The organism is Salinicola sp. CR57 (assembly GCF_003206585.1).
Classification (GTDB): domain Bacteria; phylum Pseudomonadota; class Gammaproteobacteria; order Pseudomonadales; family Halomonadaceae; genus Salinicola; species Salinicola lusitanus.
Map to the genome: position 1 here is coordinate 296,492 of NZ_PZJL01000011.1, position 22,980 is coordinate 319,471.

20 protein-coding genes are annotated in these 22,980 nt (G+C 62.5%); 10 read left to right on the forward strand and 10 right to left on the reverse strand.

The features are described from left to right. Positions 1–18: 18 nt before the first annotated feature. The 3 genes from DOM56_RS16750 to putP all read left to right on the forward strand — a co-directional run bounded on the left by DOM56_RS16750 (position 19) and on the right by putP (position 5,834). A complete protein-coding gene (locus tag DOM56_RS16750) occupies positions 19–789 on the forward strand; it encodes a helix-turn-helix domain-containing protein (protein WP_110710177.1) in 771 nt (256 codons plus the stop codon). A 164-nt stretch (positions 790–953) separates the two neighbouring features. Beyond that, on the forward strand, positions 954–4,145 hold the full coding sequence (putA, locus tag DOM56_RS16755; protein WP_110710178.1) for a bifunctional proline dehydrogenase/L-glutamate gamma-semialdehyde dehydrogenase PutA: 3,192 nt from the start codon (positions 954–956) through the stop codon (positions 4,143–4,145). Positions 4,146–4,343: 198 nt separating this feature from the next. Further along, positions 4,344–5,834: a sodium/proline symporter PutP gene (gene putP / locus DOM56_RS16760; protein ID WP_110710179.1), complete on the forward strand. Its 1,491-nt coding sequence runs from the start codon at positions 4,344–4,346 to the stop codon at positions 5,832–5,834. Between the two features lie 165 nt (positions 5,835–5,999). Here putP and DOM56_RS16765 read toward each other — a convergent pair whose 3' ends face one another. Together DOM56_RS16765 and DOM56_RS16770 are read right to left on the reverse strand one after the other, a co-directional pair. Then, positions 6,000–6,392 carry a GtrA family protein gene (locus DOM56_RS16765; RefSeq protein ID WP_110710180.1) on the reverse strand — a complete coding sequence of 131 codons (393 nt, stop codon included), beginning with the start codon at positions 6,390–6,392 and terminating at the stop codon, positions 6,000–6,002. Further along, positions 6,389–7,393, reverse strand: coding sequence for a glycosyltransferase family 2 protein (locus DOM56_RS16770; RefSeq protein ID WP_232822341.1), 1,005 nt, complete (start codon positions 7,391–7,393; stop codon positions 6,389–6,391). Before DOM56_RS16770 ends, DOM56_RS16765 begins: the two co-directional genes overlap by 4 nt. A 253-nt stretch (positions 7,394–7,646) precedes the next feature. On the opposite strand from DOM56_RS16770, the gene DOM56_RS16775 reads away from it, so the two are divergent. After that, positions 7,647–8,201 (forward strand): OmpW family outer membrane protein, encoded by a 555-nt coding sequence (locus DOM56_RS16775; protein ID WP_110600675.1) that lies wholly within the window; start codon positions 7,647–7,649, stop codon positions 8,199–8,201. A gap of 88 nt (positions 8,202–8,289) precedes the next feature. Here the strand turns inward: DOM56_RS16775 and DOM56_RS16780 are convergent, their stop codons facing one another. Beyond that, positions 8,290–8,616 carry a YqcC family protein gene (locus DOM56_RS16780; protein ID WP_110600673.1) on the reverse strand — a complete coding sequence of 109 codons (327 nt, stop codon included), beginning with the start codon at positions 8,614–8,616 and terminating at the stop codon, positions 8,290–8,292. Positions 8,617–8,821: 205 nt separating this feature from the next. Here DOM56_RS16780 and DOM56_RS16785 point away from each other — a divergent pair, with 205 nt between their 5' ends. From DOM56_RS16785 to DOM56_RS16800, 4 genes are all read left to right on the forward strand, one after another. Further along, the gene (locus DOM56_RS16785; protein WP_110710182.1) at positions 8,822–9,835 is read left to right on the forward strand and encodes a DUF3549 family protein; all 1,014 of its coding nucleotides are present in this window, start codon (positions 8,822–8,824) and stop codon (positions 9,833–9,835) included. Between the two features lie 4 nt (positions 9,836–9,839). Beyond that, a complete protein-coding gene (locus tag DOM56_RS16790) occupies positions 9,840–10,277 on the forward strand; it encodes a RimK/LysX family protein (RefSeq protein WP_110600670.1) in 438 nt (145 codons plus the stop codon). A gap of 48 nt (positions 10,278–10,325) precedes the next feature. Beyond that, entirely contained in the window at positions 10,326–11,234 is a 909-nt protein-coding gene (gene rimK / locus DOM56_RS16795) for a 30S ribosomal protein S6--L-glutamate ligase (protein ID WP_110710183.1), read from the forward strand. 110 nt (positions 11,235–11,344) lie between these two features. Further along, entirely contained in the window at positions 11,345–11,785 is a 441-nt protein-coding gene (locus DOM56_RS16800; protein ID WP_110600667.1) for a hypothetical protein, read from the forward strand. A gap of 27 nt (positions 11,786–11,812) precedes the next feature. Here the strand turns inward: DOM56_RS16800 and DOM56_RS16805 are convergent, their stop codons facing one another. The 7 genes from DOM56_RS16805 to DOM56_RS16835 all read right to left on the reverse strand — a co-directional run bounded on the left by DOM56_RS16805 (position 11,813) and on the right by DOM56_RS16835 (position 18,675). Next, complete coding sequence (locus DOM56_RS16805) at positions 11,813–12,505, reverse strand: ElyC/SanA/YdcF family protein (RefSeq protein ID WP_232822342.1); 693 nt, start codon at positions 12,503–12,505, stop codon at positions 11,813–11,815. 123 nt (positions 12,506–12,628) lie between these two features. Further along, positions 12,629–13,192, reverse strand: a complete 564-nt coding sequence (gene sufT / locus DOM56_RS16810; protein WP_110710185.1) for a putative Fe-S cluster assembly protein SufT — start codon at positions 13,190–13,192, stop codon at positions 12,629–12,631. 52 nt (positions 13,193–13,244) lie between these two features. Beyond that, on the reverse strand, positions 13,245–14,486 hold the full coding sequence (locus DOM56_RS16815; RefSeq protein WP_110710186.1) for a cysteine desulfurase: 1,242 nt from the start codon (positions 14,484–14,486) through the stop codon (positions 13,245–13,247). 1 nt (position 14,487) lies between these two features. After that, positions 14,488–15,825 carry a Fe-S cluster assembly protein SufD gene (gene sufD, locus DOM56_RS16820; protein ID WP_110710187.1) on the reverse strand — a complete coding sequence of 446 codons (1,338 nt, stop codon included), beginning with the start codon at positions 15,823–15,825 and terminating at the stop codon, positions 14,488–14,490. Next, on the reverse strand, positions 15,822–16,574 hold the full coding sequence (gene sufC, locus DOM56_RS16825; protein ID WP_110600660.1) for a Fe-S cluster assembly ATPase SufC: 753 nt from the start codon (positions 16,572–16,574) through the stop codon (positions 15,822–15,824). Before sufC ends, sufD begins: the two co-directional genes overlap by 4 nt. A 72-nt stretch (positions 16,575–16,646) precedes the next feature. Next, entirely contained in the window at positions 16,647–18,089 is a 1,443-nt protein-coding gene (sufB, locus tag DOM56_RS16830) for a Fe-S cluster assembly protein SufB (protein WP_110710188.1), read from the reverse strand. Between the two features lie 106 nt (positions 18,090–18,195). After that, positions 18,196–18,675 carry an SUF system Fe-S cluster assembly regulator gene (locus DOM56_RS16835; protein ID WP_110710189.1) on the reverse strand — a complete coding sequence of 160 codons (480 nt, stop codon included), beginning with the start codon at positions 18,673–18,675 and terminating at the stop codon, positions 18,196–18,198. A gap of 704 nt (positions 18,676–19,379) precedes the next feature. Between DOM56_RS16835 and DOM56_RS16845 the strand changes: the two genes are divergently transcribed. Both DOM56_RS16845 and DOM56_RS16850 read left to right on the forward strand, forming a co-directional pair. Next, complete coding sequence (locus DOM56_RS16845) at positions 19,380–20,795, forward strand: UDP-glucose/GDP-mannose dehydrogenase family protein (RefSeq protein WP_110710191.1); 1,416 nt, start codon at positions 19,380–19,382, stop codon at positions 20,793–20,795. A 195-nt stretch (positions 20,796–20,990) separates the two neighbouring features. After that, the gene (locus tag DOM56_RS16850; RefSeq protein WP_110710192.1) at positions 20,991–22,952 is read left to right on the forward strand and encodes a glycosyltransferase; all 1,962 of its coding nucleotides are present in this window, start codon (positions 20,991–20,993) and stop codon (positions 22,950–22,952) included. Positions 22,953–22,980: the final 28 nt, after the last annotated feature.

A 22,980-nucleotide genomic window follows, 5' to 3' on the forward strand; every position in this document is an offset into this window, starting at 1 on the left:
CATGCCGCGACGAACGCCATGACCGATACCATCCGGCTGGCGCCGCTCGACAACGCCATCCAGCACCATCACCACGACTATCACCAGCTCGTGATCGGGCTGTCTGGTTACGCGGAATTCGAGATCGCCGGTCAGGGAGGTGTCGTTGCGCCACTCTCGGGCTGCCTCGTGCCTGCCAATATCGAACATTACTACGAGGGCATCGGGGATAACCGCCAGTTGATCATCGACCTGCCGGACGATGCCTCTGCCCTGACCGGCATGAATCGGCGATCGAGAGCCCTGTTCGATAGACCGGGGTACTTTTCTCTCGATGAATCGCTACAGCACTACCTGCAGTTCCTGGTCAACGAGATGGGTCAAGCCAGCCACGCACCCGGGGATCTGCTGGTCGCCACTCTGCTCAGTTCACTGCACGCCCGCATGAACGCGCCGCTGGGCTCCTCCTCGCTGGCCAAGCGAGCAAGCCGATCACTCGACGTTCAACGGCTCGAGCAGTTCGTTCTGGAACGGCTGGACCGACGCCTGAGCGTCTCTGACCTGGCCCGCCTGGTCTGTCTGAGCGAGGCGCACTTCGCCGAACGATTTCGCGAACAGACCGGCATCACTCCCTATCAGTTCGTGATGCGGCTGCGTTTGAACCGAGCCCGTGAATTGACAACGTTGACCGACATGCCGCTGGCGGATATCGCGGAACGCACGGGATTCGCCAATCAAAGCGCCCTGAGCAATGCCTTTCGTCGTCGCTATGGCCATCCGCCCATGCAGCTGCGACGCCCCTCCCGTTAGCGCGACAAGCCGGCCTTTTTCGCAAATTCCCCCGGATAATTGGCAAGTACCGCCCACCTGTTTCACGATAGAGTCAGCCACCACGCCTATCCCTTGGCGCAGTTCACCGTACGCTTCCGGCAAGCGGGCATCACCGCCAACGCCGATTATCACGGGGTTAAACAATGCTAAAAGCCGACCAAATGCTGGATGCCGCTACCTGGCAGACTTCGCTGGAGACGCTGTTCGCCAGGATCAGCGACCACTATGTGGTTGACGAGAACGCCTACCTCGAACAGCTTTGCGCCATGTTGGACGCCGACGAGACGGATTTCGCGCGCATCGGCGACAAGACGGCGCAACTGGTCCGCGACGTTCGCACCATGGACACCGCCGTCGACTCCATCGACGAACTCCTCCAGCAGTACAGTCTCGACACCCAGGAAGGCGTGCTGCTGATGTGTCTGGCGGAGGCGCTGCTACGTATCCCCGACAAAGCCACCGCTGATGCACTGATCGAGGACAAGCTAGGCGTCGCCGACTGGAAGCGCTACCTGGGACAGAGCGAGTCGTGGTTCGTCAACGCTTCGACCTGGGGTCTACTGATGACGGGCAACGTCATCCAGCTGGACAAGCCAAGAGAGGGCAAGCCCGCCAATTTCATCAACCGCATGGTCAATCGCATGGGCGAGCCGGTGATTCGCAGCGCCATGTACCAGGCGATGAAGATCATGGGCCAGCAGTTCGTGCTGGGCCGCACCATCGATGAAGCCTTGAAGCGCTCCAAGCCGCTGTTCAACAAGGGCTACACCTACTCCTACGACATGCTGGGCGAAGCGGCCCGCACCCGTCAGGACGCCAAGCGCTATTTCGACGACTACGCCTCGGCAATCCGCCAGGTCGGTGAAACCAGCCTCAAGCTGGACGCCAGCACGCCGGCCCCGTCTGTCTCGATCAAGCTCTCCGCACTGCATCCACGCTACGAGTTCGGTCGTCGCACCCAGGTGCTCGAGGAACTGGTCGACACCGTCAAGCAGTTGGTGGAACTGGCTCGGGAGCGCCATGTGGCGCTGACCGTCGACGCCGAAGAGGTGGACCGTCTCGAACTCTCGCTGGAGGTCTTCCGCGCGGTTTTCGAAAGTGATGTCTGCCGTGGCTGGGGCCACTTCGGCCTGGTGGTTCAGGCTTATGCCAAGCGCTGCCTGCCGGTACTGCACTACATCAATCGCCTGGCCGATCAGCAGGGCGACGAGATCCCTCTGCGGCTGGTCAAGGGCGCCTATTGGGATACCGAGATCAAGGAATCGCAGAAGCTCGGCGTCGATGGCTACCCGGTCTATACCCGCAAGGCTTGCACGGATGTGGCGTACCTCGCCTGCGCCCAGTTCCTGCTCTCCGACAATACCCGCGGCCGCATTTTCCCCCAGTTCGCGACGCACAACGCCCACACCATCACGAGTATTCTCGAACTGGCCAACGACGCGAATCGCGCCTTCGAGTTCCAGCGACTTCATGGCATGGGCGAGGCGCTCTACGACGCGGCGCTCAAGCGAGCCCCGCAGGGCACCTACTGCCGCATCTATGCACCCGTTGGCGCACACAAGGACCTGCTGCCGTACCTGGTCCGCCGGCTGCTGGAAAATGGCGCCAACTCGTCATTCGTCCACCAGCTGGTCGATCCGCGGGTGGCGGTCGAGTCTCTATGCGTCCATCCGATCGCCACGCTCAAGCCCTACCCGACCTTCGCCAATCCCAAAATTCCGTTGCCGAAGGACATCTACGGTCCGGCACGCAAGAACTCCAAAGGCGTCAACTTGAACATCAGCAGTCAATACCAGCCGCTCATCGACCGCATGGCGGAGTTCATGGACCGGGAATATCACGCCAAGCCGCTGCTGGGCATCGACATCGCCGACGACGACAGCCAGCGTCAGCCAGTCACCAGCCCCTACGACCGCCGCCAGCCGGTAGGCAGCGTGCAGTGGGCGACACGCGAGCAGGCCCAACAGGCCGTCGATATCGCCTGGAAAGCCTTTCCCCGATGGAGCGAGACGCCGGTCGACGAGCGCGCGGCCATTCTCGAGCGTCACGCGGATCTGATGGAAACCCATCTGCCGGAATTGATGACGCTCTGTTCACGCGAGGGCGGCAAGCTGCTCACCGATGGCGTCGACGAGATTCGCGAGGCGGTGGATTTCTGCCGCTACTATGCCGCCCGCGCCCGCGAACTGTTCGCCGAACCAACCGTCCTGCCGGGGCCGACCGGTGAATCCAACGAGCTGACGATGAGCGGCAAGGGCGTGTTTGCCGCCATCAGCCCGTGGAACTTCCCGGTGGCAATCTTCACCGGGCAGTTGGTGGCGGCTGCCGTGGCCGGCAACAGCGTGCTGGCCAAACCCGCCGAGCAGACCTCGCTGGTCGCCAACCGAGTGATCGAACTGCTGTTCGAGGCCGGCATGCCGCGCGACGTGGTCCAGCTGCTACCGGGCGACGGCCCCACCGTGGGTAGCGTGCTGAGTAGCGACCCACGCATTACTGGCGTGGTCTTCACCGGCTCCACCGATACCGCGCAGGTTATCAACCGGGCACTGGCCGCGAGAGAGAATGCCGCCCTGCCTACGTTGATCGCCGAGACCGGCGGCATGAACGCGATGATCGTCGACTCCACCGCCCTGCCCGAGCAGGTCGTCGCGGATGTCGTCCACTCGGCGTTCCAGAGTGCCGGCCAGCGCTGTTCCGCCCTCCGCGTTCTCTACCTGCAGGAAGACATTGCCGATCGCGTCATCGAGATCCTGCGTGGGGCCATGGAAGAGCTGCGAATCGGTGATCCCCGTGATCTCGGCACCGATGTCGGCCCGGTCATCGACGAGGAGGCTCGCGAAGGACTGCTCGCCCATATCGAGAAGATGAAGGCTGAGGGGCGCTTGCTCGCCGAAGCCAAGCTCGATCCGGCACAGACCGGCAACGGCACCTTCGTGGCGCCCATGGCCTTCGCCATCGACGGCATCGAATCGATGCAAGCGGAGCAGTTCGGGCCTCTCTTGCACATCGCCCGCTATCGCGCCGACCAGTTGGAAGACGTCATCGACGCCATCAACGCCAAGGGCTACGGCCTGACGTTCGGTGTCCACAGCCGTAACGAAAGCTTCACTCAGCATGTCGCCAGCCGTATCCGTGTCGGCAACGTCTACGTCAACCGCGATATCATCGGCGCCGTCGTCGGGGTGCAGCCGTTCGGTGGCCAGGGCTTCTCCGGTACCGGTCCGAAAGCCGGGGGGCCACACTACCTGTTACGCTTCGCCACCGAGAAGACACGCACCATCAACACGGCTGCGCTGGGCGGGAATGCTTCGCTGCTAGCGATGGGAGACGAGTGATACCCGCTCGTCATCAACGACAACAAGCTGAAGGAAGTTCTGCATGATCGAAAACAATACCAACAGTGGGCCAACGCCCCCTCGCCAGCCATCCGCAGCGCGAGCCGCCGTCGCTCCGGGCCGCGTGCACACTCCAGGCCCGGCGGCATCCTGTCCGGGCCGGTGACATCTAATAACTAAGAGAAAGGAGACGTCCTCATGGCTATCGGTGTCTGGATAAGCCTCATCGCCTACTTCGTGCTCATGATCGCCATCGGCCTCTACGCCATGCGCACCTCCACTGCCACTTCCGAGGATTACATGCTGGGCGGGAGAACGCTCAGTCCCCAGGTCGCAGCCCTGTCGGCCGGCGCTTCGGACATGAGTGGCTGGTTACTATTGGGCCTGCCCGGGGCGATGTTCGTCTCCGGCCTGGGTTCGGCCTGGATCGGAATCGGCCTGTTCGTCGGCGCCTTCTTCAACTGGCTGCTGGTCGCGCCACGGCTGCGCGAGCAGACCGTTCACTACGGTAATGCCATCACCATTCCGGCGTTTCTGGCCAACCGCTTCCCGACCCGCGCGCTGTCGCTGCGCACGGTCTCGGCCATCGTCATCGTGGTGTTCTTCTCGGTCTACACCGCCTCGGGCCTGGTGGCCGGCGGCAAGCTGTTCGAGAGCGCCTTCTCCGGCGTCATCGACATCGGCGGGCTGAGCGACTACGCCACTGGCGTGATCCTCACCCTCGGGGTGGTGCTGGTCTATACCGTGGTCGGCGGTTTCCTGGCGGTGAGCATGACCGACTTCGTGCAGGGCTGCATCATGATGCTGGCGCTGGTGATCATGCCCGCGGTGGTGCTCTTCGGCGAGGGCGGCGGCGGATTCAGCCAGGCCCAGCAGACGCTCAATCAGGTAGACCCCACGCTGCTCTCCTGGACCGACGGGCTGACCATCGTCGGCTGGCTCTCTGCGGTCACCTGGGGCCTGGGCTATTTCGGCCAGCCGCACATCATCGTGCGCTTCATGGCGATCCGCTCTGTCAAGGACGTGCCCACGGCACGTAACATCGGCATGACCTGGATGTTCATTTCGCTGGTCGGCGCGATCTCGGTCGGTATCTTCGGCCGCGCCTATGCGATTCGCAACGGCCTCGAGGTGCAGGACCCGGAGACGATCTTCATCATCCTCTCCAACCTGCTGTTCCATCCGCTGATCACCGGCTTCCTCTACGCGGCGCTGCTGGCGGCGATCATGAGCACCATTTCCAGCCAGTTGCTGGTGGCCTCCTCGTCGCTCACCGAGGACTTCTACCGCCTGTTCCTGCGCAAGGAGGCGAGCGAGAAGGAGACCGTCACCATTGGTCGTCTGAGCGTGGTCGCGGTGGGCCTGGTGGCAGCGATCATCGCCTCCAATCCCGACTCCCAGGTGCTGGGCCTGGTCAGCAACGCCTGGGCCGGCTTCGGCGCCGCCTTCGGCCCGCTGATCCTGCTGTCGCTGATGTGGTCGCGAACCAATGGCGCCGGCGCCATCGCCGGCATGGTGGTGGGTGCGGTGACGGTAATCGTGTGGATCGCGCTGGGCTTCAGCAACTCGTTCCTGGGCGGCCCCGGCGTCTACGAGATCATCCCCGGCTTCATCGCCTCCTTCCTCGCCATCGTGGTGGTGAGCCGCATGACCAGCGACGCCGGCGAGTATCGCCAGATCACGCGCTGAGCATGGCTCGAACGCCAAGATCAAGGGCTCCTGAGGGAGCCCTTTTTCGTGCCTGCCATCACACGGACAATCGCGATCGTGAGTAGCAACCCGAACCGCCAATCGGTCCCGGCATCGCCGTCGCCCGCGCCCGCGCCCGCGCCCGCGCCCAAGAATTACCGATTGTCAGTGGTGATGCTCGCGAAACGCCCACAATCGTGAGCCGACGTAAGTAATCACTGGCACGGTAAGCGTGGCAATGCCGATGGCCCAGAATCCGGACACTCGGGTCGAAGCCAGCAGCATGGCGAGGACACCGTTATTGAGAACGAACCCCAGTAAGGCCAGGGTGAAGAAGCGCCTGGCCTTCCCCCGGCGCCGGAACGTCAAGCGTCGGTGGCCGATCAGCGATATCTGGAAGGCAACCAGAAAGCCGCACAGATTGACCAAGAATTCCGACAGCTCCGGCCACAGGGCGCTGAGGATGGCCGCAATCGTCAGGTGCGCGGCCGTCGCCACACCGCCCACCAGCCCGAACCGGGCAGCCGTCTTCGCCTCACGCTTGAGCCGGCGCTTCACGAGCCGCCAGACCCGTGGTAGGCCCTGCTACCCTCACCGATCTGCCCCTCCCGATCGATCAGACTATCCTCGGCGACCAGATAGAGCGGTCTCTGCTTGGTCTCGATGAAAAGGCGCCCGACGTACTCGCCCAGGATACCGACGGACAACAGCTGCATGCCGCCGAAAAACAGGATCGCGGTCATCAACGATGCGTAGCCAGGCAGATCATTGCCCACCACGATCACGCGCCCGACGAGGAGGAGAATATAAAGGAAGGCGAGTCCGGCGATGACGGCGCCGAAATACATCCAGATACGCAATGGCCAGGTAGAAAAGCTGACGAAACCATCGATGGCGAAATTCCACAGCTTCCAGAAATTGAACTTGCTCTCCCCGCTCTCTCTAGCCGGCCGATCGTAATAGACACCGATGGAGCGATATCCCGGCCAGCTGAACAAGCCTTTCATGAACCGGTTGCGCTCGGGCAACCGCTTGATGGCTTCCACCACACGGCGATCCAGCAGCCGGAAATCCCCTGCATTGCTGGGAATGTGCGTTTCGGCCAAACGGTTGAAAAAGCGATAGAAAAGGCCGGCGGAGGCCCGCTTGGCCTGGGTATCCTCGTCTCGAGAGCCACGAATGCCGTAAATCATGTCGTACCCTTCGTCCTGCCACAGCCGAATGAACTCCAGGATCACCGCAGGGGGATCCTGCAGATCGACATCCATTGGCACGACGGCATCTCCCCGGGCGTGATCCAGCCCGGCGGTCATGGCAGCTTCCTTGCCGAAGTTCCGCGTCAAGGAGAGAACCCGAACCCTGGGATCCCGGGACGCACTCGTGCGGAGCCTCTCGAGCGTTGCGTCGGTGGAACCGTCGTCGACGAACAATACCTCCAGTGCCGGCAGTCTATCGCCCAACTCTCGGTCCACCGCCTGTAGAAACCGGTCGATCGCCTCCTCCTCGTTCATGACCGGTACCACGATCGACAACATCCAATCCTTTCGGTATCTCTCCACGGCGCTCTTCTCCTCGGTCGATGACGTCGGCCCACCTTGGGTTGGCGACGTCATCCGTCAGCGTCTAGGCTAATCCTAGCGGTAGAAAGGCGACTGCGCACAGACAGGCGTAAACGCTACCGGAATGTAAAAAAACACTGTTTCAAAATTTTACTGGACATAAAAAACACCGTTTCCTATCATAGCGACGTTGTCTCATAGAATGTGAAGGCCGGTAACACGGCTTCATGATGAAAGAAAGGGAGTACTTATCATGACCAAGACCAAACTGTTTTCCGCAATGGTAGTCGCCGGCGCTTGCGCATTCGGAACTCAAGCTGCATTCGCCTACGGCGCTGGCGATTTCTACGGCCGCCTGGGCGTAGCCAAGACAGACGTTGATACCGGCTATACCGGCGACAACGACAAGGGCGCCTACCTGGGCCTGGGTTACATGGTTCACGACAAGATCGGCGTCGAGCTGAGCTCCATGACTGAAACCAAGGTCCACGCTGAAGGCGGTACCTTCAAGCAGGTCCCGATTAACCTGATGGCGCAGTACTATCCGCTGGGTGGCCTCGATTCTCGCGTCCAGCCGTATGCTGGCGTCGGTGTCAACTACACCACGTTCTCTGACGAGAGCGGTGTCGGTAGCGTCGACGACTCCTGGGGCGCAGCGGGCCAGCTGGGTGTCGATCTGAACGTGACCGACAACTTCGGCTTCAACGCCTTCGCTCAGTACACCGATGTCAGCGCCGACATCAGTGGCGGTCGCGACATCGATCTCGACCCGGTCACCGTCGGTGCCGGTGTCACCGCTCGCTTCTAAGCGAACGGCAGTCGCTATCGGAAACCGGGCCCAAGGGCCCGGTTTTTTTGTGCCTCGGATTCGGCCAGCGGGGCTCGACCGCGATCGATCATGCCTGGGTGACGATAAGATCGACGTTGGCAAGCTCACGCACTACCGGATCCCTCGTCGAGGCCGGCTCGTCCTTGAGCCAGACCTCCATCGCCGGGGCGACGGCGCAAGTCGCGGGCAAGGTGGCACGGGCATCGACCAGCGCCTGGAGCCGCGCGATGAAGACGTAGCGCAACCATTGCGGCATCGACATGGTATCGACGCAAAATGGCTGCTGGCTCTCGAACGCCGACGGTTGGGGTTGCGATGCCTCCCACAAACCGACGTCCATCAGCGTCGATTCCAATTCACGCAAGGCGTGAGCCAATCTGTCGTGCGAGGTCATTGTTCCTCCTGAAATGGTGGGTGTGGAAACTGTTCTGGTTGCTCACAAAAAACCTGAAGGAGCCTGTGGATAAACTTGGGACACCTATCCCGACGCGGCGTAATGCATGTCTCGGCGCAGACTGATCAATTTTTGGCCAGGACCTATCCAGCGCCGGCGCGGCAAGTTACAGTGCGCGCCTCGATGGAGACGGCGACCCCCTATCATGCAAACGCTCAGCGATTTCTTCTCGGGCAGCGGCGCGGAGGTCGTGATATCGACCCTGGGCCGTCGCGTCACCCCTATGGAACAGGCCGCTTTCGCCGCATTCGAGCGGGAGCAGATGCCCTGGCCACTCCCCTGGAACGACCGTGCCCAGGTCGCCTGTGCGTTGAGCTGGCCCGAACTCGAAACGGACCCGGCCATCTGGTTCCTTTCTCTACCACTGGATGAGCAGGGCCAACTGGTGCCCGCCCCTCGCGATGCGTTCCTCGACCGTCTGCTGCAGACCCTGAGCGCCCGCGCGGCATCCTCTAACGAGGATCTGGCGCCAGACAATCTGATGCAGGACAACCCGCTGGCCTTCGAACCGGAGCTACACCAGCGAGCGCTGCTGCACGCCCGCTTGTCTCGTCATTTCGGCCAGCCTCCCTCGGCTTTCTCTGACATGACACGCCGCTATCTCCTCGGCGATGAGTCGCTCGACTGGCAGATGCTGGGTCTCCAAGGATTGGCCGACCAGGTTGTCGCCAAGGACCCGGCGGTAATCGGGGCGCTGGTGGCAGGCCTCGATGCCATGCCGCGGGAGGTGATTCTAGCGCTTTGCTACCTGCTGGAACATGGTGACACCCCGGACGAGTTGCTACCGAGACTGTGGAGCATGCTCGACAGCGCTCGCGAGAGACGGGATATCGAAGCCTTCTGCGCCCTGTTGAGAGCCCTACTGGGTAGCGAGGACGCCAGGGTCGGGGAGTGGCTGGGCCGCATTCTCGATGACGACGCCCTGATGGCCGCCGACTGTCTTGCCGCCATTGCCGCCCGTGGTTGGCACCATCTCGAGCACGAGGCCCGCCTCGAACGGTTTCTGCAGCGCCTGGCGGAGAGCCCGGAGGTCGACTTTCGTCCCGTCGTGCGTGATTTGGCATTGATCCCTCGCCTGCGGCTGCCCATATTGATGATGCTACGTCAGGCACCGATGGACTCCTCCCTGGGCCGGCTCGTCAGACAACGGAACGCATGATTTCATGAAAGCAATGCCCTATCAGGTCCAGGCGATCATCGGTCGACGCGAGATGGTGACGCTACCCGACCTGCAGATGACACTGTGCTGCAAGGCGGACACCGGGGCCCGTACCTCGGCGCTACATGCCGAGCAGATCGAGCCCTACGAAGAGAGCGGACACCCATGGGTTCGGTTCATCACCCGCTCGAGCGGGCAGCCCATCGCGCATCACGAGTGCCAGTTGCCGCTGCACGACCGGCGGAGAGTCAGGAGTTCCAACGGGCAGCAGGAGTGGCGCTATGTCATCCGCACCCGCCTCCTCCTCGGTGGCCTGGATTTCCCCATCGAACTGACCTTGACCGATCGCAGCAACATGCGTCATCCCATGCTGCTCGGGAGACGCGCCATGCGACGGCTGCTGGTTGCCCCGGGCGCCGCGTTCCTTCACGGTGAACCCTGACGTTTCTCTCGCCACCGCCCTCACACCACGGCTCGGAGCCTCTCGCGCATGCATATCGGCATCTTGTCACGCAATCGCAACCTATACTCGACGCGCCGCCTGATCGAGGCCGCCGAGCAGCGTGGCCACAGTGTCAGAGTCGTCGACACGCTGCGCTGCTACATGAATATCGCGTCGCACCGCCCCTCGATCCACTATAAGGGTGCGGAACTCGAGTCCTTCGACGCGATCGTGCCGCGCATCGGGGCATCGGTGACCTTCTACGGCTGCGCCGTACTGCGCCAGTTCGAGATGATGAGCACCTATGTACTCAACGACTCGGTCTCCATCACCCGGTCCCGCGACAAGCTGCGCTCACTGCAACTGCTGTCGCGCAAGGGCCTGGGGCTCCCGGTGACCGGCTTCGCCCACTCGCCCGACGACATTCCCGACCTGATCACCATGGCCAAGGGGGCGCCGCTGGTGATCAAGCTGCTGGAGGGAACCCAAGGCATCGGCGTGGTCCTGGCAGAAACCAATCAGGCAGCGGAATCCGTCATCCAGGCCTTCATGGGCATGAAGGCGAACATCATGGTGCAGGAGTACATCAAGGAGGCCAAGGGCGCCGACATTCGCTGCTTCGTCATCGGCGACAAAGTGGTGGCATCGATGAAACGCCAGGCCGCCGATGGCGAATTTCGTTCCAATCTGCACCGTGGCGGCACCGCCAGTGTCATCCGCATCACCCCGGAAGAACGTTCCACCGCCATCCGAGCGGCCAAGGCCATGGGATTGTCCGTGGCGGGTGTCGACCTGCTGCGCTCCAACCACGGCCCGGTGATCATGGAGGTGAACTCTTCGCCCGGATTGCAAGGTATCGAGACGGCGACCAGCAAGGATATCGCGGGACTGATCATCGAGCATCTGGAGAAAAATGCCAGCACGCCACGCAAGGCGCCGCCGAAACCCAAGGGCTGAGCTAGAGAAAGGGAACAAATAGCCGGAAACCCTAAATTTTTCTGCCCCCAGGGGTAGCAAAACAGTGTTTCCGGCCGCACAATTTGTGTCACCTCAGGAGGTGGCCGCACATGTTTCTCGACAATCGCCAAGTGGCGATGGACAGCGTGCTCGAAGCGCTGGCCGACAGTCTCGACTATTTTCAGGACAATCTCGATCGCCTGCGTCCGGCGCTGCGTAATGCCCTGAAACCCCATTATGAGGAACGTGGGGCTGCCATGCATGAACTCCAGCAGTTGGTGCGGGAGCATCTCGACATCCTGCCACGGGATGCCGACGTCGAACGCGATGACTACCTCTGGCTCTGGAGCCGTATCAAGAGTTTCGTCGGCAACGATAGCGCCGTGCTGCTGGGAGAACTGCTCGAGCAGGAGCGAGTTCTGATGCAGGCGCTGGGCACGGCCTTCACCCATCCCCTGCCGGAAGCGCTCGAGCCGCCACTGGAGCGCTGCTGGAAGAATTGCCGGGCACTGATTCGGGAAATCAACAAGCTCCAGCAGCGCCAGCGCTGAGAGAGAACGGTCGGCGCCCCGCCGAGTTCATGACGATAGCCGGATCGGCTCGAGAGGCCCGAGGAAGTAAGGCTCGCGCCCCCAGAAATAGAGATCCCCGAACGTCGCCGCACGGGCCAGCCACTCTCGCAACCGCAATCGCCACTCCCCCTTGATGCCGTCGTCGGGCACGGCGCATCCGGTCGCCTCGATGCCCAGTGCATCGGCAATGAATAGCGCGCGTGGCAGGTGCCAATCCTGCGAGATCAGCATCAACCGATCAGCGCCGAAGACCTCCTTGGCCCGAACCACGCTATCGAAGGTACTGAACCCGGCATAGTCGAGAGTCATGTGGGTATCGTCGACATTGCGATGCTTCAAGGAGCGCCACATGCTGATCGGCTCGTTGTAGTAGCGGGTGCGGTTGTCGCCGGAGAGGAGCAGGTGCTGGACACGGTGCAACCGCAGCAGTTCCGCCGAGGTTTCCATCCGGGCCTGGTAGTAGGGATTTGAACCGCCCTGACGCAACCACTGCGAAGTGCCAAAGACCAGGCCGACTGGCTGCACCGTACACAGCGGTACCTCGTGCTCGATGCGCGCGTGGGTTTTCTGCAGTATCCAGAGGTTGATCACCACGATACCGACAGCCACCAGCGACAGGCTGGCCAGCAGCGCCTTGAACACGCCCTTCAGCAGCCGGAACATGGGGAAGAACAAGGTCGATTGACAGGAAGCGGCCACCGAGGGCCTCTACCGGAAATCCGGTGGCGCGTTGAAATGTCGATCAGCATATCGCGTTCGTTGCTCTGCCAGAAACCGGCTGTGCAAGCCGGGAACGTTCGTCAGGCTCCGTCTGTAAAGTCCTTAGAACATTCCCAGTTCAAGACGCGCCTCTTCGCTCATCATCTCACGGCTCCAAGGGGGATCGAAAACGATTTCCACGTGGACCTTGGAGAACTGCGGCGCGCCCAGAATCTTGCGGCGCGCATCTTCGGCGATGACATCGCCCATCCCGCACCCCGGCGCGGTCAACGTCATGCGGATGGTCACCATGCACTCGCCGGTCAAGAGGCGTTCGATACGACAGCCGTAGACCAGCCCCAGGTCGACGATATTGACCGGTATCTCCGGGTCGAAGCAGGTGCGCAGCTGCGCCCAGACGAAAGCTTCCATCTCTTCCTCGCTCGCGCCCGGGGCCAGCGTGGGACGCTCGAGGGCGTCGAGACCCAGCGAGTCGAGATCATGCCCTTCGATCAGATAGAGGCGACCTTCGTAGCTGACGCTGACCGAACTGCCCTTGGCCTGCATCACCACGACCGTGCTGTCCTCGACCAGCGTGACCGTCTTGCCGAACGGAATCGAGATGGCATCGACATCTCGCTGCAGCGGCATCTCCTGGCCCTTGTAGACCTGGCTTAACGGATCCATCGTCGCTCCTGAGAGAGTTGTCGACCCGAGCCGGCCGGGCGCCTGGACCGGCTCAACGCAGCATCCCCAGCACGCGCTGCAATGCCTCGACGAAGGCATCGACCTCTTCCGGGGTGTTGTAGACCGCCAGCGAGGCACGGCAGGTCGCCTCGACACCGAAGTGGTTCAATACCGGCTGGGCACAGTGGTGCCCGGTGCGAATCGCCACGCCCAACTGGTCGATCAGCAGCCCGATATCCTGCGCATGTGCGCCGTCGACGACGAACGAGATCACGCTCGCCTTCTGCGGCGCCGTGCCGATGATCTTCAAGCCATCGATCCGTTCGAGCTTCTGCGTGGCGTGATCCAGCAGCCACTGCTCCCAGGCCGACAGGCGCTCGATACCGAGCGCGTTGACCCAGTCGAGGGCCGCGCCCATGGCGATCACGTCAGCCACCGACGGAGTGCCCGCCTCGAAGCGGTGGGGAACGGCGGCAAACTCGGTGCCACGCTCGAAGGAGACGCGTGAAATCATCTCCCCGCCCCCCTGCCAGGGGGGCATCGCCTCGAGAATGGAGGCCTTGCCATAGAGCGCGCCGGCACCCAACGGGCCATACACCTTGTGGCCGGAGAAGGCGTAGAAGTCGGCATCCAGAGCCTGCACGTCGACGGCCTGGTGCGGCACCGCCTGAGCGCCGTCGACCAGAATCAAGGCGCCATGGGCGTGGGCATCGCGCGCCATCTCGGCGATGGGATTGATCGTGCCAAGCGCGTTGGAGACATGGTTGACGCAGACCAGCCTCGTCCGCTCGCCCAGCAGCTCGCGATAGGCCTGCTGATCGAGCACGCCGCGTGCATCGACCGGGATGACCTTGATCACGATACCCAACTCGCGCTCGAGCAGTTGCCAGGGCACGATATTGGAGTGATGCTCCATCAGCGACACCACGACCTCGTCGCCGGCACGCAGATTGGCCCGCCCCCAACTGTTGGCCACCAGATTGATCGCCTCGGTGGTCCCGCGGGTGAAGACGATCTCGCGCGGCTCGAAGGCGTTGAGGTGCCGCTGGACCGTCGCGCGAACGCCCTCGAAGGCGGCGGTCGCCTCGTCGGCCAGGGTATGCAGGCCGCGGTGGATATTGGCGTTGTAACGACGGTAGTAGTCGCCGAGACTATCGATGACGGCCACCGGCGTCTGGCTGGTTGCCGCGTTATCGAGATAGATCAGGGGCTTGCCGTGAACTTCCCGCTCAAGTATCGGGAAGTCCCGGCGTACCGCCGCCAGGTCCAGCGTCAGATCGGTGATCGACGTCATGTCAGGCCTCCTGGATCGCCTCGGCGGTTTCGACCAGATCCGCCAGATTGAAGCGCTCCGGCAAGCGACCGGCAACGGCCCGCTCGACGCGCTCGGCAATGACGTTGAGTCGCACCTTGTCCATCACCTCGCCCACGAAGGCCAGGGTCAGCAGCGCCCGCGCCATCGGCTCGTCGATGCCACGACTGCGCAGGGCGTAGACGGCATCCTCGTCGAGCTGACCGGTCGTGGCGCCGTGAGAGCACTTGACGTCGTCGGCGTAGATCACCAGTTCCGGCTTGGTGTCGATCTCGGCGCGGTCGGACAGCAGCAGGTTGGCGTTGTTCTGATACGCCTCGATCTGCTGCGCATCCTTCTTGACGAAGACCTTGCCGTTGAACACGCCATGGGCACGATCATCGAGAACGCCCTTGTAGTTCTCGTTGGAGAACGTCCGTGGCGAGTTGTGATTGACCAGGGTGTGATTGTCGACGTGCTGTCGCCCCTGGACGAAGAACAGTCCATTGTAGGCAGCTTCGGCACCCTCACCGTTGAGATCGGTCACCAGATCGGTGCGCACCAGCGCGCCGCCGAGATTCAGGTTGTAGGAGTTGAAGCGGCTGTCGCGACTCTGGTCGACGTGGATGCTGGCCACGTGAAGATCCGTCAGCGCGGCTTCCTGCAGCTTGTAATGGTCGACGATGGCACCGCGATCGAGCAGCACCTCGGTCACCACATTGGTGAAGTTGGCCGCTTCGGCTTCACCCGAGTAGTGCTCGATGACCGTCGCTTCACTACGAGCTCCCGCCTCGATCAACACGCGGGGGTGACTCATCACCGCCTGCCCGTTGGCACGCGACAGCAGCAGCACGTAGATCGGCTTGTCGACCACCGCACCGGGGGCCAGGCGCACGACGACACCTTCGTCGGCAAAGGCGGTGTTCAACGCGGTGAAGGGAGAAAAATCGACGCCCGCCAGACGCCCCAGGGCGCCACCCACCGCTTCATGATTGGCAGAGAGGGCTCGCGAAAGCGGCTCGACCTGGACGCCATCGGGCAAGCCCTCGAGCTCGGAGAGCGCCTTGCTGAACACACCGTCGACCAGCACCAGCCGGTAGGCATCGATGTCCAGCCGCTGTGCCTCGAAGCGAGTCGCATCGAAACCGGCGTCGGTCGCCAGCGCGAAGTCGCCTTCGGCGATACGGCGCACGTCCGTATACTTCCACGCTTCGTCACGCCGGGTCGGAAAACCCATCGCCTCGAATCGAGCCGCGCCAGCCTGGCGCCTCGCCGCGACCCAACTCGGGTCGTCCGTGCGACGCAAGGTCAGACGCTCGAGAAAGCGTTCCGGTGCACTCATGCAGCAGACTCCTCCAGCACCCAATCGTAACCGCGGGCTTCGAGCTCCAGTGCCAGTTCCTTGTCGCCGCTCTTGACGATGCGACCGTCGACCAGGACATGAACGCGATCCGGCTCGATATGGTTGAGCAGGCGCTGGTAGTGGGTCACCAGCAGGATCGCGCGATCGGCGCTGCGCAGCGAGTTGACGCCGCTGGCGACGACCTTCATGGCATCGATGTCGAGACCGGAATCGATCTCGTCGAGCATGGCCAGCTTCGGCTGCAGCACCAGCATCTGAAGGATTTCGTTGCGCTTCTTCTCACCGCCGGAGAAACCTTCGTTGACCGCACGCTGCAGGAAGCTCGGGTCCATCTTCATCTCGGCGCTCTTCTCGCGCACCAGTTTCATGAACTCCGGCGCCGGAATCTCGCCCTCGCCCCGGGCGGCGCGCTGCGCATTGAGCGCGGCCTTGAGCAGGTAGATGTTCTTGACCCCGGGGATCTCGATCGGATACTGGAAGCCCAGCAGCAGCCCGGCGCGAGCGCGCTCCTCGATCTCCATTTCGAAGATGTCCTGACCTTCGAACAGAATTGTACCCTGGGTGACTTCATAGCCGTCCTTGCCGGCGATCACGGCCGACAGCGTCGACTTGCCGGCGCCGTTCGGCCCCATGATGGCGTGCACCTCACCGGCATTGATGGTCAGGTTGAGGCCGTTGAGGATCGCCTTGTCCTCGACCGTGACGTGAAGATCTTTGACTTCGAGCATGTGAAACCCTTGAAACGAGAGAGACCGCCGACGCAGCCTCCCGAATGAAATGATTTCGGCAATGGCGACGGATCAGCCCACCGAGCCTTCTAGCGTGACGTTGAGCAGTGCCTCGGCCTCGACCGCGAACTCCATCGGCAGCTCCTGGAAGACGTCCTTGCAAAAGCCGTTGACGATCATGCTCACGGCATCTTCCTCGTCGATACCCCGGGCACGACAGTAGAACAGCTGATCGTCGGCAATCTTGGAGGTCGTGGCTTCATGCTCGACGGTCGCGGTGCTGTTGCCGATCTCCTGATAGGGGAAAGTGTGCGCACCACACTGATCGCCGATCAGCAGCGAATCGCACTGGGTGTAATTTCGCGCGCCCTTGGCCCGCGGCCCGATCTTGACCAACCCGCGATAGGACTGATCGCTGCGACCGGCGGCGATACCCTTGGCGACGATGGTCGAACGGGTGCCCTCACCGATATGGATCATCTTGGTGCCGGTGTCGGCCTGCTGTCGGCCGTTGGTCACCGCGACGGAGTAGAACTCGCCGATGCTCTCCTTGCCGCGCAGCATGCAGGAGGGATATTTCCAGGTGATCGCCGAGCCCGTCTCGACCTGAGTCCAGCTGATCCGGGAGCGATCGCCGCGGCAGTCGCCACGCTTGGTGACGAAGTTGTAGATGCCGCCCTTGCCATCCTCGTCGCCCGGATACCAGTTCTGGACCGTCGAATACTTGATGTAAGCGTCTTCCAGCGCCACCAGCTCGACCACGGCCGCGTGCAGCTGGTTTTCGTCACGCATCGGCGCGGTACAGCCCTCGAGGTAAGAGACCTGGGCCTGCTTGTCGCAGATGACCAACGTCCGTTCGAACTGCCCCGTATTGGCGGCATTGATCCGGAAATAGGTGGAGAGCTCCATCGGGCATTTCACGCCTTCCGGCACGTAGACGAAGGAACCATCGGTGAACACCGCGGAGTTCAATGCCGCGAAGTAGTTATCCGCCTGGGGCACCACGGTGCCCAGGTATCGACGGACCAGTTCCGGGTACTCACGGATCGCCTCGGAAATGGAGCAGAAGATCACGCCCGCTTCGTGGAGCTTTTCCTTGAACGTCGTGGTGACGGACACGGAGTCGAATACCGCATCCACCGCGACCCCCGCCAGCGCTGCCCGTTCATGCAGCGGGATTCCCAGCTTTTCGTAGGTCTCCAGCAGCTTGGGATCCACTTCGTCCAGGCTCTGCGGGCGATCTTCCGGCTTCTTGGGCGCGCTGAAGTAGGAGATCGCCTGATAGTCGATCGGCGGGTACTCCAAGTGTGCCCAGGAGGGAGGCGTCATCTTGAGCCACTGATGGAAAGCCTCGAGGCGCCACTCCAGCATCCACTGCGGCTCGCCCTTTTTCTGGGATATGAAGGCGATCGTGCTTTCATCCAGGCCGGGCGGCACGGTATCGCTTTCGATGTCGGTCACGAATCCCTGCTTGTATTCGCGACGGACCAACTGCTCCATCTCTTCGCTAGCCATGGTCTTCTCTCCTCTCCACCGAGAGTCTTATGACGAAGGCACAATCCCGGGCCGGACCAGAGGCAACGAATGTCGCCACCACTGGGCCAGCCATCGCCGCACCTTCTTAATGTTCGCGAAACGCCCCGCTTGCCGTGGGCAACGTCACGCTTTGAATAGGTAGTTGCACCGGCAGCTTGAGTGGACTGGATTGCGCGAGATGCGCCAGTGTCACCCCATCGAGCAGCGTGCGGATCGCCTGCGACACGCGCTGCCAGTTGTCGGCGACGCCGCAGGAGTCGAGCAGCCCACACTCGCCGTCGGCGTGGCTGCATTCGGTCATGCCGATCGGCCCCTCGATCGCGGCGATGATATCACTGGCCGTGATATCCGCCGGAGAGCGGGACAACACATAGCCACCGTGCGAACCCCGACGGGACTCGAGCAGCCCACTCTTGGCCAGCATTTTGAGCGTCTTCCCTACCGTGGGATGCGGAAGCTTCACGCGCGCCGCCAACTCCGACGCGGTGTGGGCCTGATCCGGATCCCTCGCGATCTGCGCCATGATCACCGCCGCATAGTCCGTCAATTTCGATAGCTTCAGCACGTCTCGATGCCCTCTCGATCCTGACAGCCGCCATATAGGACCATTTTAGTCCTCTTTACATACGCTGTGAACCCACAACGGACGGCGAAACCTTCGCCGCGACGCACCGAGATAGCCCCCTGAAAAACCATCGTCATGCGCGTCCAGAAAATGGGACGCGGCGCCTGCTGGAGGAACTGCTGCAAAGGCGTCGCCTTGGCAGGCTCGCTGTTGGAGGATCACGGCTTCCGACCGTCGAGTGGTGACAACCACCCCGTGATGCCGGAGGAACGAGCGCGAAGGCCAAAACATGTCGTCAAATCGCGCAACAACAAAATGACACAAAAAGCAAAGCAGGGAGTCATTCCGTTCTTAAAGCAACGTTTTTGAAATATATAGTTACACAAAGGGGTGTTTTGCTTGTCCTGCACGTCCCCGTGCTGCGACACCCGGCGTCCGTAACCGGCTACGCCCTGTGCAATACACCGACACAAATATCGCACTCTCGATTACATCAGGATTTCCTGAATTGGACCTAAGTAAGCCTTGCACCTACCGTTGTCTCGACTTTTCGGAAACGCTGTTTGTCATCGGCTGTAACCCGAGCGCTACCGTTTGAGGACCGTGATAATAGGGTCGTCGACCCTCGAATCCGGCCCCGTAGCGACAGGTTGATGCCATTGAAAGAGAACGCGTCGCGACACGAACCAGCAAGGAGAGCCATCGTGCGGATCACCATTTTTGGAACGGGATATGTCGGACTCGTCACCGGTACCTGCCTCGCCGAGGCCGGCCACGAAGTCATGTGCATGGACGTCGACAGCAACAAGATCAACGGCTTGATGAAAGGCATCGTGCCGATCTACGAACCGGGCCTGGAAGCCCTGGTCAAGCAGAACGTCGCCGAGGAGCGGTTGCTGTTCACCGCCGATCCGGCCGAGGCCGTCGGCTTCGGCACCCTGCAGTTCATCGCCGTAGGAACCCCGCCGGACGAGGATGGCAGCGCCGATCTCAAGTACGTCCTCAGCGTGGCCGACACCATTGCCGAGCACATGCAGGAGTACAAATTGGTCATCGACAAGTCCACGGTGCCGGTAGGCACGGCGGATCGCGTCTCCGAGGCCATTGCCCAGCGTCTCCACCAGCGTGACGTCGACATCCCATTCGATGTCTGCTCCAACCCGGAGTTCCTCAAGGAGGGCTCGGCCGTCGAGGACTTCTCCCAGGGCGCTCGCATCGTCATCGGTTGCGACTCGCCCCGCGTCGAACCGCTGATGCGTGAATGTTACGCCCCCTACAACCGGCGCCAGGAGAAGCTGATGTTCATGGACATCCGCAGCGCCGAGCTGACCAAGTACGCCGCCAACGCCATGCTGGCGACAAAGATCAGCTTCATGAACGAGATCTCGAATCTGGCCGAACGGCTCGGCGCCGACGTCGAGAACGTGCGTCGCGGCATCGGCAGCGACCCGCGCATCGGCTACAGCTTCATCTATCCCGGCTGCGGCTACGGCGGCTCCTGCTTCCCGAAAGACGTTCAGGCATTGGCGCGAACTGCCACCGATGTCGATTACGAAGCTCAACTGCTCAACGCCGTCGAATCGGTCAACTATCGCCAGAAGGCGAGCCTGTTCACCAAGCTTTCCCAGGCCCTCGACGGCGATCTGGAGGGCAAGACCATCGCGGTGTGGGGCCTCGCCTTCAAGCCCAATACCGACGACATGCGCGAAGCGCCGAGCCGCGAGCTGATGGAAGCCGTCTGGGCCGCCGGCGGCAAGGTCCGGGCCTATGATCCGGAGGCGATGCAGGAGTGTCGACGCCTCTACGGCGAGCGCGACGACCTGGCGCTGGCGAAGCGCCGCGACGACACCCTAGAAGGCGCCGACGCGCTGGTCATCTGTACCGAATGGAAGGCCTTCCGCACGGTCGATTTCCGGCGCCTGCGCGAGCAGCTCACTACCCCGGCGATCATCGACGGGCGCAACTTGTTCAACCCGGAGAGCGTACGCACCGCGGGCCTGCTCTATTTCGCAGTAGGTCGTGCCGACTCGCTGCGCATCCCGCTCTCCGGCGGCGACGGCGCCCCGGCCCCGCTGTCCCGGGTCGGGCAAAACGGACCAAGCGTCGCCTACACGCTGTAACACCCGGCCTCGTCGGCGGCAGGGCCGCCGACCTCTCCTTTCGATCACGATCTGGATCGGCGCCACCGCGTCGGTCCCGGGAACGTCGTGTCTGCCCTAGAGACTCGGTGGTCACGGGCAAGGGACCGGGTCGATGAATGACGCCGCAACGTCGCGTCATGAAGCGACCCCAGAAGAAGATTTCAGGGACAACCGATGAGCGACATCAACTACACCCGAGCCAGACCCAGCAGGGCGTCGGTGGCAACCGAAATCACGGTCATGCTGCTGCTCGCGACGCTGGTCCTGCTGCTGGTAACGCATCTGCCAGGCGAGGTCTTCCATCCCGGTTCGAAGAGCTTCATCTTCGCCGTGGGCCTGATCGGCGTCTGGCGTTACTCATGGTGGTTCGTCCAGGCGATCCGTTCGGTCTGGTACAACCGCCGCATGTTTCCCCGGCTACGAGCCCAGGCCGATGCCGTCGGTGCCACCGAGACACCGGACGCGCTCTACATACTGTGCACGTCTTTCCGGATCGACACCGAAGTCACTTTCGCCGTCTACGACGCCCTGGTTCGCGATGCCGCTGACTACGGCGTGCCGACCACGCTGTTCGCCGCGATCGCCGATCGCAGCGATGTCGACATCATCGATCAGGTGATGGACGAACACGGCTGGCCGGACAATATCAGCGTCCGCTACATGTTCCAGAAAGGCGATGGCAAACGCTCGGCCATGGCCGAGGTGCTACGCGCCATCTCGCGCTGCATGCCGACGCACCGTTCGCTGCTGGTGAGCATGGACGGCGACATTCGCATCGAGCCGGGAACGCTGGCGCGCTCGCTGTCGTTCTTCCTGGCGAAAGAGGATCTGGGCGCGATCACCACCAACAACAACGCCGTGGTGATCGGGAACGACGCGACCAAGGAGTGGTACGACCTGCGCTACGCCCAGCGTCACCTGGTCATGAGCTCGACCTCCGTATCGGAACGGCTGCTGGTACTGACGGGCCGCTACAGTGCCTTCCGCGCCGACCTGGCCACCCAGCCCGAGTTCATCGAACTGGTAGAGAACGACCATGTCGAGCACTGGCGTTTCGGTAACTTCAAGTTCCTCTCCGGCGACGACAAGTCGACCTGGTTCTGGCTGCTCAAGCATCGCTGGAAGATGCTCTATCTGCCGGACGTCACCGTCACCGGCTTCGAGGAACTACCGGATCGCCGGCGCTTCTTCAAGTCTACGCTAGACCTGATGCGCCGCTGGTTCGGCAACATGCTGCGCACCAACGGCCGCGCGATTGCGCTCGGCCCCCGGCGAATGGGTTTCTACACCTGGTGGAGCCTCGTCGATCAGCGGCTTTCGATGTGGACCACCCTGATCGGCCCGTGCATCGCCGTGCTGCTGACCCTGTTCGTACGCCCGTCGTTCATCTTCGCCTATCTGCTCTGGATCCTGATGACCCGTGGCATCACCAGCCTGGTGCTGGCATGGCAGCGTGGCCGCTGGAGCGCGCTGTGGGTGCCGATGCTCTACTACAACCAGCTCAGCGGCGCGATTCTCAAGACCTACGTCAGCTTTCGCTTCAATCGCCAGAAGTGGTCGCGTCAGGGCATTTCAGCCGGTGAGCCTGAGGACCCACGTGCCGCGCGCCGCCAGCGCTTGGGCGGCCACCTGATCCACACGCTCTACTTTGGCGCGCTGATCTTCGTGCTGGCCGTCTTCGGCGGGATCATGGCACCGGCGGACCGGCTCTCGCTCGCGGCAATGGTCGGCACCCAGCCGGACGCCACCGACCACGGCGCCAGCCACGACAATCGCTGGCTCGCGCTGACGTTGGCCGATGCCCCGCAGGATGGCAGCGTGCAGCTGCCGGCGGGTCACTTCCGGATCGATGCCGGCTTCAACGACCAGGTCGCCTCGCTGGACAAGATCCGAGGCGCCAGCCTTCAGGGTTACGGCGACCCCGATGATCCGACCACGCTGCAGGTCGCCGGCGATCTCGCCCCCCAGCTCATTGCCGACGGCACCACGCTCGCCGAGGCGGGCCGATTCCAGTGTGACGAACAGCGCCCCTGCCGACTCCGGGTCGGCGGACAGGAGGTCCTCCTGACGAAGTTGTCACTGGTGCTCGGCGAAGCCCACGAGAAAACACAACTGCTGGCCCGGAACAGCCAGTAGGTCAGGGACTCGACAAGGAGATTTCATC

Bases quoted from the DNA above. Each gene is read 5' to 3' on its own strand.
- DOM56_RS16750 (WP_110710177.1), top strand. From the start codon at position 19: ATGACCGATACCATCCGGCTGGCGCCGCTCGACAACGCCATCCAGCAC.
- putA (WP_110710178.1), top strand. From the start codon at position 954: ATGCTAAAAGCCGACCAAATGCTGGATGCCGCTACCTGGCAGACTTCG.
- putP (WP_110710179.1), top strand. From the start codon at position 4,344: ATGGCTATCGGTGTCTGGATAAGCCTCATCGCCTACTTCGTGCTCATG.
- DOM56_RS16775 (WP_110600675.1), top strand. From the start codon at position 7,647: ATGACCAAGACCAAACTGTTTTCCGCAATGGTAGTCGCCGGCGCTTGC.
- DOM56_RS16780 (WP_110600673.1), bottom strand. From the start codon at position 8,616: ATGACCTCGCACGACAGATTGGCTCACGCCTTGCGTGAATTGGAATCG.
- DOM56_RS16785 (WP_110710182.1), top strand. From the start codon at position 8,822: ATGCAAACGCTCAGCGATTTCTTCTCGGGCAGCGGCGCGGAGGTCGTG.
- DOM56_RS16790 (WP_110600670.1), top strand. From the start codon at position 9,840: ATGAAAGCAATGCCCTATCAGGTCCAGGCGATCATCGGTCGACGCGAG.
- rimK (WP_110710183.1), top strand. From the start codon at position 10,326: ATGCATATCGGCATCTTGTCACGCAATCGCAACCTATACTCGACGCGC.
- DOM56_RS16800 (WP_110600667.1), top strand. From the start codon at position 11,345: ATGTTTCTCGACAATCGCCAAGTGGCGATGGACAGCGTGCTCGAAGCG.
- sufT (WP_110710185.1), bottom strand. From the start codon at position 13,192: ATGGATCCGTTAAGCCAGGTCTACAAGGGCCAGGAGATGCCGCTGCAG.
- DOM56_RS16815 (WP_110710186.1), bottom strand. From the start codon at position 14,486: ATGACGTCGATCACCGATCTGACGCTGGACCTGGCGGCGGTACGCCGG.
- sufD (WP_110710187.1), bottom strand. From the start codon at position 15,825: ATGAGTGCACCGGAACGCTTTCTCGAGCGTCTGACCTTGCGTCGCACG.
- sufC (WP_110600660.1), bottom strand. From the start codon at position 16,574: ATGCTCGAAGTCAAAGATCTTCACGTCACGGTCGAGGACAAGGCGATC.
- sufB (WP_110710188.1), bottom strand. From the start codon at position 18,089: ATGGCTAGCGAAGAGATGGAGCAGTTGGTCCGTCGCGAATACAAGCAG.
- DOM56_RS16850 (WP_110710192.1), top strand. From the start codon at position 20,991: ATGAGCGACATCAACTACACCCGAGCCAGACCCAGCAGGGCGTCGGTG.